Origin of the sequence: Bacillus sp. PS237, from assembly GCF_037963345.1 — a bacterium.
GTDB lineage: Bacteria > Bacillota > Bacilli > Bacillales > Bacillaceae > Bacillus > Bacillus subtilis.
In genome coordinates this window covers 658,046-673,372 of sequence record NZ_CP150156.1, presented here as the reverse complement: position 1 = coordinate 673,372, position 15,327 = coordinate 658,046, and the positions used below count along the sequence as shown (strand labels likewise).

Annotated in this window: 14 protein-coding genes; 7 read left to right on the top strand and 7 right to left on the bottom strand. The window is 44.2% G+C overall.

Annotated features, from left to right (window positions below; translation table 11 throughout):
- Window positions 1-7: 7 nt before the first annotated feature.
- The 5 genes from guaA to mneS all read right to left on the bottom strand — a co-directional run bounded on the left by guaA (window position 8) and on the right by mneS (window position 7,327).
- Window positions 8-1,549 (bottom strand): glutamine-hydrolyzing GMP synthase, encoded by a 1,542-nt coding sequence (gene guaA, locus NST22_RS03510; protein ID WP_003244399.1) that lies wholly within the window; start codon window positions 1,547-1,549, stop codon window positions 8-10.
- A gap of 162 nt (window positions 1,550-1,711) precedes the next feature.
- Window positions 1,712-3,925, bottom strand: a complete 2,214-nt coding sequence (locus NST22_RS03505; RefSeq protein ID WP_003242683.1) for a DUF4129 domain-containing transglutaminase family protein — start codon at window positions 3,923-3,925, stop codon at window positions 1,712-1,714.
- Between the two features lie 21 nt (window positions 3,926-3,946).
- A complete protein-coding gene (locus tag NST22_RS03500; RefSeq protein ID WP_003243539.1) occupies window positions 3,947-5,143 on the bottom strand; it encodes a DUF58 domain-containing protein in 1,197 nt (398 codons plus the stop codon).
- Window positions 5,143-6,105, bottom strand: coding sequence for a MoxR family ATPase (locus NST22_RS03495; protein ID WP_003242543.1), 963 nt, complete (start codon window positions 6,103-6,105; stop codon window positions 5,143-5,145). Before NST22_RS03495 ends, NST22_RS03500 begins: the two co-directional genes overlap by 1 nt.
- Window positions 6,106-6,454: 349 nt before the next feature.
- Window positions 6,455-7,327 carry a manganese transporter MneS gene (mneS, locus tag NST22_RS03490; RefSeq protein WP_003233995.1) on the bottom strand — a complete coding sequence of 291 codons (873 nt, stop codon included), beginning with the start codon at window positions 7,325-7,327 and terminating at the stop codon, window positions 6,455-6,457.
- A gap of 72 nt (window positions 7,328-7,399) precedes the next feature.
- Here mneS and NST22_RS03485 point away from each other — a divergent pair, with 72 nt between their 5' ends.
- From NST22_RS03485 to NST22_RS03455, 7 genes are all read left to right on the top strand, one after another.
- Complete coding sequence (locus NST22_RS03485) at window positions 7,400-7,687, top strand: hypothetical protein (protein ID WP_009966725.1); 288 nt, start codon at window positions 7,400-7,402, stop codon at window positions 7,685-7,687.
- A gap of 37 nt (window positions 7,688-7,724) precedes the next feature.
- The gene (gene gabP, locus NST22_RS03480; RefSeq protein ID WP_003233998.1) at window positions 7,725-9,134 is read left to right on the top strand and encodes a GABA permease; all 1,410 of its coding nucleotides are present in this window, start codon (window positions 7,725-7,727) and stop codon (window positions 9,132-9,134) included.
- Window positions 9,135-9,285: 151 nt separating this feature from the next.
- Window positions 9,286-10,827 carry an outer spore coat copper-dependent laccase CotA gene (cotA, locus tag NST22_RS03475; protein ID WP_063695071.1) on the top strand — a complete coding sequence of 514 codons (1,542 nt, stop codon included), beginning with the start codon at window positions 9,286-9,288 and terminating at the stop codon, window positions 10,825-10,827.
- A gap of 98 nt (window positions 10,828-10,925) precedes the next feature.
- A complete protein-coding gene (locus NST22_RS03470) occupies window positions 10,926-11,912 on the top strand; it encodes a DUF4003 domain-containing protein (protein WP_032677457.1) in 987 nt (328 codons plus the stop codon).
- 12 nt (window positions 11,913-11,924) lie between these two features.
- Window positions 11,925-12,740, top strand: a complete 816-nt coding sequence (locus NST22_RS03465) for an alpha/beta hydrolase (protein WP_041333557.1) — start codon at window positions 11,925-11,927, stop codon at window positions 12,738-12,740.
- Window positions 12,741-12,822: 82 nt separating this feature from the next.
- The gene (locus tag NST22_RS03460) at window positions 12,823-13,032 is read left to right on the top strand and encodes a cold-shock protein (protein WP_003234008.1); all 210 of its coding nucleotides are present in this window, start codon (window positions 12,823-12,825) and stop codon (window positions 13,030-13,032) included.
- A 189-nt stretch (window positions 13,033-13,221) separates the two neighbouring features.
- Complete coding sequence (locus NST22_RS03455) at window positions 13,222-13,380, top strand: hypothetical protein (protein WP_003243985.1); 159 nt, start codon at window positions 13,222-13,224, stop codon at window positions 13,378-13,380.
- Between the two features lie 33 nt (window positions 13,381-13,413).
- On the opposite strand, the gene NST22_RS03450 is transcribed toward NST22_RS03455, so the two are convergent.
- Entirely contained in the window at window positions 13,414-14,460 is a 1,047-nt protein-coding gene (locus NST22_RS03450) for a PD40 domain-containing protein (protein WP_042977956.1), read from the bottom strand.
- Window positions 14,461-14,525: 65 nt separating this feature from the next.
- The gene (gene walM / locus NST22_RS03445) at window positions 14,526-14,897 is read right to left on the bottom strand and encodes a cell wall metabolism protein WalM (protein WP_003234013.1); all 372 of its coding nucleotides are present in this window, start codon (window positions 14,895-14,897) and stop codon (window positions 14,526-14,528) included.
- Window positions 14,898-15,327: the final 430 nt, after the last annotated feature.

Genomic DNA, 15,327 nt, shown 5'->3' with positions numbered 1-15,327 from the left:
TATTTTCTTATTCCCACTCAATCGTCGCAGGCGGCTTACTTGTAATATCGTACACCACGCGGTTAATGTGCTTCACTTCGTTTACGATACGTGTCGAAATGACTTCAAGCACATCCCACGGGATACGCGCCCAGTCAGATGTCATGCCGTCGATTGATGTAACGGCGCGGATTCCGATTGTGTAATCATATGTTCTTGCGTCACCCATAACACCAACGCTGCGGATGTCAGGAAGAACAGTGAAGTATTGCCAGATATCACGCTCTAAGCCGTGATTTGCAATTTCTTCACGCAAGATTGCATCTGATTCACGAACGATTTCAAGTTTTTCTTCTGTTACTTCGCCAAGAACGCGGATTCCGAGTCCCGGTCCTGGGAACGGCTGACGCCATACGATTTCATCCGGAATGCCGAGCTCTGTGCCAAGCGCGCGCACTTCGTCTTTGAAGAGCGTATTTAACGGCTCGATCAGCTCAAACTGCATGTCTTCAGGAAGTCCGCCGACATTGTGGTGAGATTTGATCGTTTGCGCCGTTGCTGTACCGCTCTCGATGATATCTGTGTAAAGCGTACCTTGTGCAAGGTAGTCGATGCCTTTGAGCTTGTCCGCTTCATCATCAAACACGTAAATGAATTCATTACCGATGATTTTGCGTTTTTGCTCAGGATCAGAAACGCCTTTTAGTTTGTTTAAGAATCGATCTTTTGCGTCTACTTTAATCACATTCATGTTAAAGCCTTCGCTGAATGTTTTCATAACACCCTCAGCTTCGCCTTTACGGAGAAGACCATGGTCTACAAAGATACAAGTCAGCTGGTCGCCGATCGCTTTATGAATCAAAACAGCAACAACAGAGGAATCAACGCCGCCGCTTAGCGCGCAAAGAACCTGTTTGTCTCCGACCGTTTCACGGATTTTTTGCATTTCGATTTCGATAAAGTTCTCCATTGACCATTCGCCTTCGCATTCGCAAACACCGAATACAAAGTTTTTCAGAAGATCATTGCCGTATTCAGAGTGGCGCACTTCCGGGTGGAACTGAACGCCATACCATTTTTTGTCCGCTTTGCTCATTGCTGAGTTCGGGCAGTGATGGCTTGTCGCGTCAACAGTGAAGCCTTCAGGAACTTCTACAACCAAATCGCCGTGGCTCATCCAAACCACTTGTTCATTCGGAAGATCTCTGAACAAATCAGGTGTGCCTTCGATGCGGATGTTTGCTTTTCCGTATTCACGCTGGCTTGCCGCTTCAACTTTACCGCCAAGGTAATGAGTCATCAGCTGCATGCCGTAGCAAATTCCCAAAACAGGAATATCAAGCTCGAAGATTTTCTCGTCACAGCGGAAAGAGTTTTCATCATACACACTGTTTGGACCGCCGGATAAAATAATTCCTTTTGGATTCATTTTTTTAATTTCTTCAGCCGTCAATGTATGTGGATGCAGCTCGCTGTAAACACCGAATTCACGGATACGGCGTGTAATCAGCTGGTTATACTGACTGCCGAAATCAAGGACAAGAATCATTTCATTCACTAACTTTGTCATGGTTGTCACCTAATCTCCTCTAAGTTTTTTGACACAGAAAAAAACGAGGACAGATATGAAGCTCGCTCCGCCCTCTTTGGCAAGGCCGTTTGCCGGAGTCAGGCCAACTCGCTCCCAGACTCCGATAATATTCACTAATTCTAACAACACGTCGATAAGCGGTCAAGACCATCTTCTTTTAATTAAATTTTCCCATAACTCTCTCGAATCATTCCATAGCGCCGAAGAATCTTCATTTCTGTAAAGCGCCCTTTCATAGCTTAATGTCAGCTTTGACATGTCTTCTATGTCGTATTTTTCATCAATTCGTTTTGCATAATCACGCAGCGTTTCACTGTCTCGTTTCGGCAGTCCTTTTCTCTTCAGTTGTTTCAGCAGCGCGCCATATGCCTCAAAAAACGCGTGCTGATCACTGCGCCGCTTCAATTTCCTCACGGCGAAAACAGGAATCCATAACGAGCGGAAAACATACAGCAATACAGCTGCCACCAGGAGGACTGCAAGAACCGCAAGCGCTGCATACAAGCCCGCACCGGCATTAGTATGCGAAGCGGACGGCTTTTTAGAAACAGCTGGCTCCCGCTTTTCCTTTTGTTTTTCCTCTTTTTGCGGCTGTTTTTTCTCTTCTTTCTGTTTCTCTTTTGCTTTCTTCGGCGAGCTGCTGCTATCGCTGCCAGAGTCTTTTGTGTCAGAAGATGTAAATTGAGCCGGATTTGTAAACCCTTTAGTCGGCTCAAATGTAACCCAGCCCTGTTCCGGGAAATACACCTCTACCCAGGAATGGGCATTGTTATTTGTCACTTCGTAAATGCTGCCATTTTTGTTCCCTGCTTCTTTGTATTCGCCGGACGTATAACCCTTTACCCAGCGGGCCGGAATGCCGGCCGAGCGCAAGAGCACCACCATGGCGGAAGAAAAGTTATCACAATAACCCATTTTCGTTTCAAAGAGAAATTGATCGACATAATCTTCATCATTCTTCGGAATGGTCACGTTTTCTGTTTCATATGTGAACGCATTTGACCCTAAATAGTCCTCAACCGCTTTCACCTTATCAAACATATTGTCGTGATCCTGAGTCAGTTTGATCGCAAGGGTTCTCACCCGCTCTGGCAGTGAATCTGGAAGCTGCATGTAGCGATCGCTGAATGTGTACTCCTCACTGTTTTTTCTCACTTTTACCTTTCTCAGTTCATCCAGCTTATAGACCGGGGAATTGTACGTTACTGTATAATTCCCCATATTTCTGATTTCACCGGCTTGTTCACTGATCGGAGAAATTTGCTCCGTGTTGCCGTTCATTTCAAGTGAGACAGCCTGCTTTGGCTGAATGGTTTCCGCACCAATCGGATACATCAGATGGTTATACCCGTAGTGCTTATCGACTTTTACACGGACGGTGCGGCGCTCTGTCGCAACCTTATGGTCAAACCACAGATTTTCAACTTTTCCATTGCTAAGCTGATACGACATGCCTGTGTCTGTTTCAATCCAGCCTTTTCCGGTATACGTGTCCTTCGTTTCCACACGGAAATACGTACGCTCTTTTCCCTGCCATGTAAAAACAGGTGTAGCATCCTGCTGGAACGGGCCGCCGAGTGATTCATCATGATTCCCGTATCCGATTTTGCTTTCCCCTGCAGACACGCGGTCTTGATGAGTGATTTTTTTAAGAAAAGGCACCGGATCAGGCCAAGCCGGCTCTGATTTTGGAGCGGCGAGTCCGAATCCCGTTGCAGCCAAAACCAATACAGATAAAGGAAGAAACCATTTCAGGACAGATGTTTTTGGCAGTGTGATTCTTTCCATCAGCTTAATGCGTTCCAAGTATAAAAGGCCCAGCATAAAGAAGCCGATCAGCACGATACGGATTACGGCAAAAGTGGCATCATATGGCGTAAAGGTATCAAGAATCGTAATATACGCTACTGTCATCAAAAAGAAAAACAAAATTCTTCTCTGGTAAATCACCCAATAATGCAGGAGATAGACCAGCAGCCACAGCAGCACAAAAAACAGCAGGGTCCGAAATGAAGGAATCATGTCATTCCATTGCCCTGATTGAATCAGCGTGATATTCAGATAGACATCCTGCAAAAAAGAGCTGACCCAGCTCAAGTCGAATATAGATCCTTGATAAAACAGGATGTGTATCGAGATCAATGTAAATATGACACAAAAAGGAACGGTGACAAACCACCTCATCCTGAAAAAAGTCAGCAGAAACGTCAAGCCGATAAAGACACTAAAAAAGCCTGTATGTTTCGTTTCAGTAAAACTGTCAAGCGGCCTAAGCCACTCCCACAGCAATAAAAAAGCCAGAAAATAAAATAACAGCAAGCTCAAACGGCTTCCCTTGTGATCATCGTGCGGCATGTGAACCAGTCACCTCTCTTTCTAAACAACACGCGAAACTCGCCCGCCCCTCATGATCCGAACTCTGATTTGGCGTTTCATCATGCGTTCAATCATGACATTTTCAGCTTGAGAGAGCTCAGCATCTTTCTCTTTTGCCAGTATCACCGTAACCCGGCCGCCTCCTATTTCTGCGAGGTGCAGCATATCTTCCGTTAACTGTCCCGTGACAACAACTTGATCAGCTTGGCGAACAGATGGCTTTCCCAGCTCTTCCCGTGCATATCGGCTTATCGGGTCTGCCGCATCACAATGAGCGATGGCTAAATGCCGAAGCATGTGCTTAAAATGCTGATCCCCTTCCTGAATAGGGAAAATGTTTTTTTCCTTCCCGATGGAAGCCAGACCAGCACCCGCGCCGTTTTTTAAAACAGAATGAAGAATCGAAGCTGTCACTGAAACGACCTCTTCGAATGCGTCTGAGGAAAAACGGTCCATCAGCAGAAACAGATTTTTGCTGCGAGAAGGCTCAAATTCCTTCGTCATCAGCTGGCTCCGCCGTGCAGATGTCTTCCAATCTAACGCAGCAAACCGGTCTCCCGGCTGATAATTCCGCACACTTGCTGCGACTGAGGAATGGTGCTGATGAATAGGAGAAGAACCGCTTACACCGTCTTCCTGATGCCTCTCATTCACCTGATAGGAAAAACGCTGATAGAATGGATAAACAAACAAGGTATCATCCAGCTCAAAAAATGCTGTTTTTTCAATCAAGCCAAGAACATCCCCGGTTCGCACCCTGACAGAATGAAAGTGATGCTCTCCGCGCGGTACCCGAGCTAATTCATACGACATCGTCATGCTCCGTTTAAACCAAGGAAAAACGAGCCGTTTGGCCGCGGCTCCGTCTCGATTTAATGACTCGATACCTTCTGGCAGGCAATCTTCAATCACCATATACATCAGCGGAAATGGCAGCTTTCTTCTCAGCGTAACCGTTACGCCCAGCCTGTCCCCCGCATGCAATTGTGTTTTATCCATTTGCCTTGAAGCCTGAAAAGAACGGAGCGGATACAAGGCCAACAGCCCGGCATACAAGACAAAAGGGAGAAACGCGTAAAACAAAAACCAGCTGACAAAGCCGCCCTGAAACATCGCATAAGAAAAAACAGCAGCCGTCAATAAAGTTAATATAATCAGCTTCCAACCATATACGAGCCATTGCCATTTCTTATTCATCAGCGGACCGCCGACCTTTGAACCGGCACCTTCACAGCTGACATGATCTCCCTTACGATCGCTTCTGCCTGAATCCCTTCAAATTTTGCCTCAGGATGAAGCATCATCCGGTGCGGCAGCGTGAAAGGAGCTAAATATTGAATATCATCCGGTATGACATAGTCGCGATGATGCAGCAGCGCGTATGCCTGTGCCGCTTTCATGAGGGCGATTGAGCCGCGCGGACTGACGCCTAATTGAACAGAAGGATGCTGTCTCGTTTTCTGCACAATTTCAACGATATATTCCTTAATGCTGTCATCAGCACGGACATTTTGCACTTCCCTCTGTAAAAAGATGAAGTCTTCTTTTGCAATAACCGGCTCAAGCGTCTCAATCGGATGGCTTTTTTCCTGAAGAGATAAGACGTCAAGCTCTTCATTAAAGGACGGATAACCCATCCGAAGTTTGAATAAAAAACGGTCAAGCTGAGCTTCCGGCAAAGGATAGGTCCCTTCATATTCGACCGGGTTTTGCGTTGCCATCACAAAAAACGGATCGGCAAGCTGCATCGTATGGCCATCTACCGTGACGCTCCCCTCTTCCATCGCTTCGAGCAAAGCCGACTGTGTCTTCGGAGAGGTACGGTTGATTTCATCTGCCAGCACGATATTTCCCATAATTGGGCCGGGACGATATTCAAATTCCATCGTTTTCGCATTATAGATAGATACCCCTGTTACATCAGATGGCAGCAAATCCGGAGTGAATTGGATTCTTTTGAAATCGGCGCCGATTGACTTTGCCAGCGCGCGGACCATCATCGTTTTTCCGACTCCGGGTACATCCTCAAGCAGCACATGCCCTTTGGCAAGAAGGGCTGCTAAGCTGAGTATGGCGATGTCTCGTTTTCCAACCATTACTCTATTAATATGTTCAACTGCTTTCCCCAGCAAAGGATGCAGGTCTTCTTGATATGCCATTATTTTCCTCCTAGTCATCTACAAAATTCATCATAATGTAACCTAACTTTACCACAAAAAGCAATCTGTATAAAAAAACGATTCTAGCAAATTGTTACCAATAAAGCTGGCCAAAACACACAAAAAAGCTTCCTGTGGCAGGAAGCTCCAGATTGTTGACAAAATCCTAAAATGGCTTTCATTTTAGGGTTTTGTCATCTTTTCAGCGTGATTGAAAACCCTTGAAGTCTAGGAAGGACGAGCATAGGAGCGGAGCGAATGTTCTAATTCGTGAGCACCGAAGCGCAGACCTGACAACGAATGCGAGGGTTTGTCGACACGCTGAAGCTTCCTGTGACAGGAAGCTCCATTATTTTTGTTCTAAAGGCTCCATATGAACATGCGAATAATCAATCGCATGCTCCTCCTTCATTCTCCGCTCAATTTCATTGGCTATATCGTGGCTTTCCGTAATATTTAAATCTGCCGATACCTCAACCACCACATCAACATGAACCGTACTGCCCAAGTATCTTGCTTTTATGTCTTTTAAACGGCTCACACCGGAGATTTTTTCGATTGTCTGTTTATAAGCGGAAATGTCCTTTATGTCGAATCCATCTGTCAAAGAGTGAGATGACTCTTTAAAGATATCCCATGCGGTCTTGCAAATAAGCAGACCGATCACAAACGCAGTGACCGTATCAATCCAAGCAAGATGGAATTGAGCAGCCACAATGCCGATAAATGTGCCGATACTGACGAATGCGTCTGATTTATTATCAGCAGCCGCAGCAAGGAGCGCCTGGCTCTTCACCTTTTTGGCCAGCCTTTTATTGTACCGGTAAACGATCAGCATCAGGACTGCCCCGCCCGCTGCCGTCCAAGCCGCAATCATATCTGGCGTCTCTTGTTTAGCAGAAAAAATAGATTCTCCGGCGCTGAACAGCACTTGCAGTCCGACAACCATCATAATAAACGATGCGATAAGCGATGCAATCGTTTCCGCTCGAAAGTGGCCGTATGGATGATCTTCGTCAGGAGGCTTTTGAGAGATGCGCAGGCCAATCAGCACAGCAACAGAAGCAATAATGTCAGTTGTGTTATTTAACCCGTCTGCCGTAAGTGCTTCCGAGTGAAAAAGATAACCGATGATCAGTTTAATTGCGGAAAGAACTAGATACGCGGCAATGCTGACCAGCGCTCCGGATTCTCCCTTTTTCAGTTCATCATATCTCTCCATACAAAACCTCCTCTCGCTCACATTTTCCTATTATTATCTTACAAAGCTGATCCGCAGTGGGTCTACAGAAACATGATTCACCCGCCACAGAAAAATAGTGACGAAGGAACACTTTTTCTCTCATCCAATTTATTTGCTCCGCCAAAAATCCCATCAAACCCAAGGACACCAGTGCTTCTCGCATTCTATCGAATTGTAAATATTACGCAAAATCACACAGCGAATAAAAAACGAAACATTTTTTCCACACATTCGCTGAAAGCGCAAACAAAACACTACAAATTTGAAATAAGCTGGTATATTTTCTTACACGAATTTTCGACAAACTGTATATTTATGATAGAGTTTCAATTATCATAATATTCAGTAATGATTGCATTTTAAAAGGAGGTAACTTATGAACCAGTCTCAATCAGGATTAAAAAAGGAATTAAAGACCCGCCATATGACAATGATTTCGATTGCCGGTGTAATCGGAGCCGGCCTATTTGTAGGCAGCGGTTCAGTGATTCACTCGACCGGTCCGGGTGCCGTTGTTTCTTACGCGTTAGCCGGATTATTGGTGATTTTTATTATGAGAATGCTCGGTGAGATGTCTGCCGTAAACCCGACGAGCGGATCGTTTTCTCAATACGCTCACGACGCCATCGGACCGTGGGCAGGATTTACAATCGGCTGGCTGTACTGGTTTTTCTGGGTGATCGTCATAGCGATCGAAGCCATTGCCGGTGCTGGCATTATTCAATACTGGTTCCATGATATTCCGCTGTGGCTGACAAGTTTGATCTTGACCATTGTGCTCACCCTGACAAACGTCTACTCCGTTAAGTCTTTCGGTGAGTTTGAATATTGGTTCTCCCTCATTAAAGTTGTGACTATCATTGCTTTTCTAATCGTTGGTTTTGCCTTTATTTTTGGCTTTGCACCGGGCAGTGAGCCAGTCGGTTTTTCGAATCTTACAGGCAAAGGCGGATTTTTCCCGGAGGGCATCAGCTCCGTATTGCTCGGCATTGTCGTTGTCATCTTCTCTTTTATGGGAACTGAAATCGTTGCCATTGCAGCAGGGGAAACATCCAACCCGATCGAATCTGTGACAAAAGCCACCAGATCCGTTGTATGGCGCATCATCGTCTTTTACGTGGGCTCAATCGCCATTGTCGTGGCGCTGTTGCCATGGAATTCAGCAAATATTTTAGAAAGCCCTTTCGTCGCTGTACTTGAGCATATAGGAGTGCCGGCAGCCGCACAGATTATGAACTTTATCGTCCTCACAGCCGTACTCTCTTGCCTGAATTCAGGTTTGTATACCACATCCAGAATGCTGTATTCACTTGCAGAAAGAAATGAAGCGCCGCGCCGTTTTATGAAATTGAGCAAAAAAGGCGTTCCCGTACAAGCCATTGTGGCCGGGACATTTTTCTCTTATATCGCGGTCGTAATGAACTATTTTTCACCGGATACCGTCTTTTTATTCTTAGTCAACTCATCAGGCGCAATCGCTTTACTCGTCTATCTTGTCATCGCCGTTTCCCAGCTGAAAATGCGGAAAAAACTCGAAAAAACAAACCCAGAAGCATTGAAGATCAAAATGTGGCTCTTCCCTTTCCTAACCTACTTGACCATCATCGCCATTTGCGGAATTTTAGTGTCCATGGCGTTTATTGATTCCATGAGAGACGAGCTGCTGCTGACAGGCGTCATCACGGGAATCGTTTTGATTTCTTACCTTGTGTTCAGAAAACGCAAGGTGAGCGAGAAAGCGGCTGCCAACCCAGTCACACAGCAGCAGCCCGATATCCTGCCTTAATGCTGATCAAATCCTAAACGGCCTGCCGTTTAGGATTTTGTTATTTTCTTCTTCGGGTGGTCTGCAGCACGAAGATTTTTTGTAACCATCACGTCCTTATTGTCATTAACTATAGTACCAATTTGGAAAATTTAGATAAGGACAGATGAAAATGACACTTGAAAAATTTGTGGATGCTCTCCCAATCCCAGATACACTAAAGCCAGTACAGCAATCAAAAGAAAAAACATACTACGAAGTCACCATGGAGGAATGCACTCATCAGCTCCATCGCGATCTCCCTCCAACCCGCCTGTGGGGCTACAACGGCTTATTTCCGGGGCCGACCATTGAGGTTAAAAGAAATGAAAACGTATATGTAAAATGGATGAATAACCTTCCTTCCACGCATTTCCTTCCAATTGATCACACCATTCATCACAGTGACAGCCAGCATGAAGAGCCCGAGGTAAAGACTGTTGTTCATTTACACGGCGGCGTCACGCCAGATGATAGTGACGGGTATCCGGAGGCTTGGTTTTCCAAAGACTTTGAACAAACAGGACCTTATTTCAAAAGAGAGGTTTATCATTATCCAAACCAGCAGCGCGGGGCTATATTGTGGTACCACGATCACGCCATGGCGCTCACCAGGCTAAATGTCTATGCCGGACTTGTCGGTGCTTATATCATTCATGACCCAAAGGAAAAACGCTTAAAACTGCCTTCAGACGAATACGATGTGCCGCTTCTTATCACAGACCGCACGATCAATGAGGACGGTTCTTTGTTTTATCCGAGCGCACCGGAAAACCCTTCTCCGTCACTGCCTAATCCTTCAATCGTTCCGGCTTTTTGCGGAGAAACCATACTCGTCAACGGGAAGGTATGGCCATACTTGGAAGTCGAGCCGAGGAAATACCGATTCCGTGTCATCAACGCCTCCAATACAAGAACCTATAACCTGTCACTCGATAATGGCGGAGAGTTTATTCAGATTGGTTCAGATGGAGGGCTCCTGCCGCGATCTGTTAAACTGAATTCTTTCAGCCTTGCGCCTGCTGAACGTTATGATATCATCATTGACTTCACAGCATATGAAGGAGAATCGATCATTTTGGCAAACAGCGCGGGCTGCGGCGGTGACGTCAATCCTGAAACAGATGCGAATATCATGCAATTCAGAGTCACAAAACCATTGGCACAAAAAGACGAAAGCAGAAAGCCGAAGTACCTCGCCTCATACCCTTCGGTACAGCATGAAAGAATACAAAACATCAGAACGTTAAAACTGGCAGGCACCCAGGACGAATACGGCAGACCCGTCCTTCTGGTTAATAACAAACGCTGGCACGATCCCGTCACAGAAGCACCAAAAGTGGGCACAACTGAAATATGGTCCATTATCAACCCGACACGCGGAACACATCCGATTCACCTGCATCTAGTCTCCTTCCGTGTATTAGACCGGCGGCCGTTTGATATCGCCCGTTATCAAGAAAGCGGGGAATTGTCCTATACCGGTCCGGCTGTCCCGCCGCCGCCAAGTGAAAAGGGCTGGAAAGACACCATTCAAGCGCATGCAGGTGAAGTCCTGAGAATCGCGGCGACATTCGGTCCGTACAGCGGACGATACGTATGGCATTGCCATATTCTAGAGCATGAAGACTATGACATGATGAGACCGATGGATATAACAGATCCCCATAAATAACCCGACAAACTTGCCTCTAGCAGGCAAGTTTTTTCCTTATGAAACCTTTGGCCCTATTTATCGTATTACGTAAAAACAGCAAAAAGGAGCTGCTTTTTATGCTGACACACGACCTACATGAAAAAATAAAGCAATACATTTCCATTTATGCTGAATTAAAATCAAAATTAAAATGGAAAGTTTCACACGATCAGATATTAATGCTCATTTCTTCTGCATATATTGTGAATAAAAGAGAGTTTGATTTTCAGCGCTTTTATGATTTGAGCAGCTATATCAAATCAAACATCGGCAGCTTCTCAACACTCAATTCACACCACCGCTTTACTGTTGCATCTATTCTGGACATTCATTTTCAGCATGAGGCAAAACAAACATTTCATACTTTTATCGATGTATACAATGAAATGGTGAAGCTAGGATATAAGCGGGATATGTTCACATACCTTTCCACTCTGATCTTGCTCACCGGCAAATCTGAAACGACAAACCAAAAAGAACAGATGAACATGGGGCTAGCAGTTTATCAGCAGATGAAGAAAAATCATTATTTCCTCACTTCAACTCAGAATGTTCCGCTCGCCATACTGCTTGGAGAAAACGGAAAAGGTTTGCAGGCGCTACAGAAGGCGGAAACATGCTATCAACTGCTGGCAGCCAACGGCTTTAAAAAAGGACAGTACTTACATCAGGTCAGCCATATTCTGGCCTTGCAAAGTGAAAAAGAGCCCGAAATGCTTGTTTCCGCTTGCAAACAGATATATCAATCGATCACTGATGTCAAAAAACCAAAGGATTATCATTATCCAGACCTTGCTCTCCTCACATTTCTGGAAGAGCCAGATATCAAAACCGTTTTGTGCATCACTGACGAATTAAACCAGGAAAAAGCTTTTAAATGGCAAAAGGAAATGAACTTTAAAATTGCTGTCAGCCTCTATCTCAGTGAGCATATGGAGAAAAATCTGCTGATGGAATCAGGACTATACACCGCTATCGAAACAGTCATTCAAGCACAGCAGGCAGCCGCGACAGCTGCCATCATCAGCTCAACAGCAGCCAGCCATACTCATGATGGAAACTAAAGGAGGAGAAACATGCCATACATCACATTAGAAGATCAGACACGCCTTTACTATGTAACACACGGGAACGGGACGCCGATCCTGTTTATACATGGGGTGCTGATGAGCGGACAATTTTTCCACAAACAATTTTCGGCGCTTTCTGCCAATTATCAATGTATTCGTCTTGATCTTAGAGGACACGGCGAATCTGACAAAGTGCTTCACGGCCACACCATTTCCCAATATGCCCGTGACATAAGGGAATTTCTAAATGCAATGGAGCTTGACCATGTCGTTCTTGCCGGCTGGTCAATGGGCGCTTTTGTCGTATGGGATTATCTCAATCAATTTGGGAATGATAACATTCAAGCCGCTGTGATCATCGATCAATCCGCTTCCGACTATCAATGGGAGGGCTGGGAACACGGTCCATTTGATTTTGACGGCTTAAAAACAGCGATGCACGCCATTCAAACTGACCCGCTGCCTTTCTACGAAAGCTTCATCCAGAACATGTTCGCAGAACCGCCTGCCGAGACCGAAACAGAATGGATGCTGGCAGAAATCCTCAAACAGCCGGCTGCCATTTCTAGCACGATTTTATTTAACCAAACGGCCGCTGATTACCGGGGCACCCTCCAAAACATCAATGTGCCGACATTGCTGTGCTTCGGGGAAGACAAGAAATTTTTCTCTACAGCAGCTGGGGAACACTTGCGCAGCAATATTCCGAACGCGACACTCGTTACCTTTTCTAAAAGCAGCCATTGCCCGTTTTTAGAAGAGCCAGATGCTTTTAACAGCACACTCCTCTCCTTTTTAGATGGGGTTATTGGAAAGTCATAAAGAAAAAGGAATTAGGAGATTAGGGAAAAGTATGAGACAATAAGGAATGTGCAGTAAAATACATGAGGGAAGAAGTGACTTTATGTCTTACTATAACAAACGAAATCAAGAACCGCTGCCAAAAGAAGATGTGAGTACTTGGGAATGCACAAAAGAAGACTGTAATGGCTGGACCCGAAAAAACTTCGCCAGCAGTGATACGCCATTGTGCCCTTTGTGCGGAAGTAAAATGGTCGACGGCATCCGTTCATTAGTGAATCTCCAAAACAACAGCCAAACGAAAACAAGCTAGTTCTTCCCTATAACAAATGCAGTCTCCTGCAAGCAAACAAACCCCGAACGGAGACAAAATTCTATATTTCAGAATAAAAGCCTCTCATTGCAAGAGGCCAAATACGAAGAAAGAAGCCCAAAACTGTAAACGTTTAGGGCTTTTTTGTCTGTTTCAATGGTATAATATGGATATAAGAGGAGTGATAACGTGATCTCAAACCAGCAGCAAAAAGACTTGAAAAAAAGAGCTGCGTTCAAAAAGCTGAATGTTGCAATGAACTCATATGTTGAACTTCTGTTTTTGTCAGTACCTCTGATTCATATCTTTAAATGGCTCGGATCATTAGCCCTGCACCTCATCCATTAAAAAAGCCACTCAGCTTATGCCGAGTGGTTTTTATTAGTTTATCACAGAAAAGCTGTTGATGATGCCGTTTGGATTTTCCCATACTTTTTTGAAGGTCTTATTTTCAAGGCTATAGGAATAAATCGTCCGCACCTTAGCTTCACGCCCTGTTTCATCCTTCAGTTTTTTAGCCCCCTTGGCTTCGGCAAGAAAATAAATGTTCTTTCCATCCTTAGAGAACTGAGGCTGTGCGTCAATTAACAGCTTAAATGATTTTTGATTTGAGATGATGCTTTCATACTTTTTCGTATCCGCATTGAGCATCTGAATAGAAGCGGTTTGCTCCGTTCCTTTCTGCGTATATGATGTGAATAAAATACGTTTATCATCATCAGAAACAGCAATATCGCTGATAAATTGGTTCAGGCTTTTCAGCTCATTAAATTTATGTTGGCGGCCTTCCGCAAAATGAATCGTTGTCGGTTCTGGGTCGATGCCCTTTTCGTTTGCTTCATCTGTTTTCTTGTAGTCTTCTTCTACAGAATAATGAAGCAATGCAAATGAATCGTTTTTTTGGTTATAAAAGAAGCTGCTGACGGTGTTATCCTGATCATTAGCGGCAGGATAAAGATTTTTGTACTTTTTCGTTTTCAGATCAAAAGCGGCGATCCGAAAATTGCTTTCGTCCGATTTTCCTAAGCGGAAATAGATGGTTGAACGGTCCTTTGATAAAAACAAACTGTCCGCACTCTCCGCGCCTTTATAAAGCACCGTCTTTTTATTAGACTTTAGATCCAGTTTAAAAAGCCTCATTTCATTCTGTTCATTATTGCCCGTATAATAGAGCACCTGCTGTTTTTGATCCAAGGCAAATGCCGGATAGCTGGTCAGCTTCTCCTCATGGATCACCTTGTCATTTTCATAATACTTTGTCAGCAGATCCGTATCTGTAATTGAAACCAGCAGCTCATCACCGCTTTCAGTATTGACTGAAACATCAGCAGCCTTCTCATGGCCTTTATCCTTTGCAACATAAAACGCAACCCCCGCGGCAGCTGCCGCTATTATCACTGCTAATAATAATATGATTCTTTTTTTCATCTTTTATCTCCACCAATAGAAAAAGCAAGAATGTGACTTCTTGCTTTCCAGATTATATATGTACATTAATAGCTGTAATGCCCCGCTACTTTCCCTTTGCTTAATGGGTATCCAAGCGCTTTAAACGCTTTAGGGCTAACATCCAGCACTGCATTAGGCATTCTGCCAACATCATTTTTATAAACCGTAATCACCTTTTTAGGCTTCGCTTTTGCATAAGCTCTGATTTTTGTCCCGTTTCTAGGAACATCAAATCCGATTTTGGTCGCACAATCCCAATGTCCAAGTTTCTTACCTGAAGAGCCTTTTTTCCCGACTCCGTTATACCAAGTAATATTTCCGTTCACATGTTTCGCACTGGCATCTGATGAAAAACTAAAAGCTCCCAAAGTACTTCCTACTAAGATAAAAGCGGCTAAAATGACTTTCTTCAACATTTCGTCCCCCTGTTTGTTAACATCTAGGAAGATTATACACGATCAACCAGCTATTTTTTATTTCAATATCCTTACAGTAATGTTACAAAGTCAAAAAGTTACCTCTGCTAAATTAAACCATGGAAGATTATCCTATTATAATAGCGGTATTAGCGTTATAATTATTGATAGAGTAGTTGTCGCATTCAATATGAACGAACCATTACCGTATTGTTCAAACCAAATTCATAGCTATGTAAACGATTGATACTCTCATATAAAGAAAAAAGAGTGTGCGAGACCCTTTTTTCTTTAAAGTTTCTTTTTTCAAAAAAACGTAGATTATATTATATAAAAATTTCATTTCTTTTTTGGTTTTAAAAATGGCGATTTTGTGAACAGTTCATATTGACCGGTGCGGAATTACTCACATCAAAAGTTATAGGAGTGG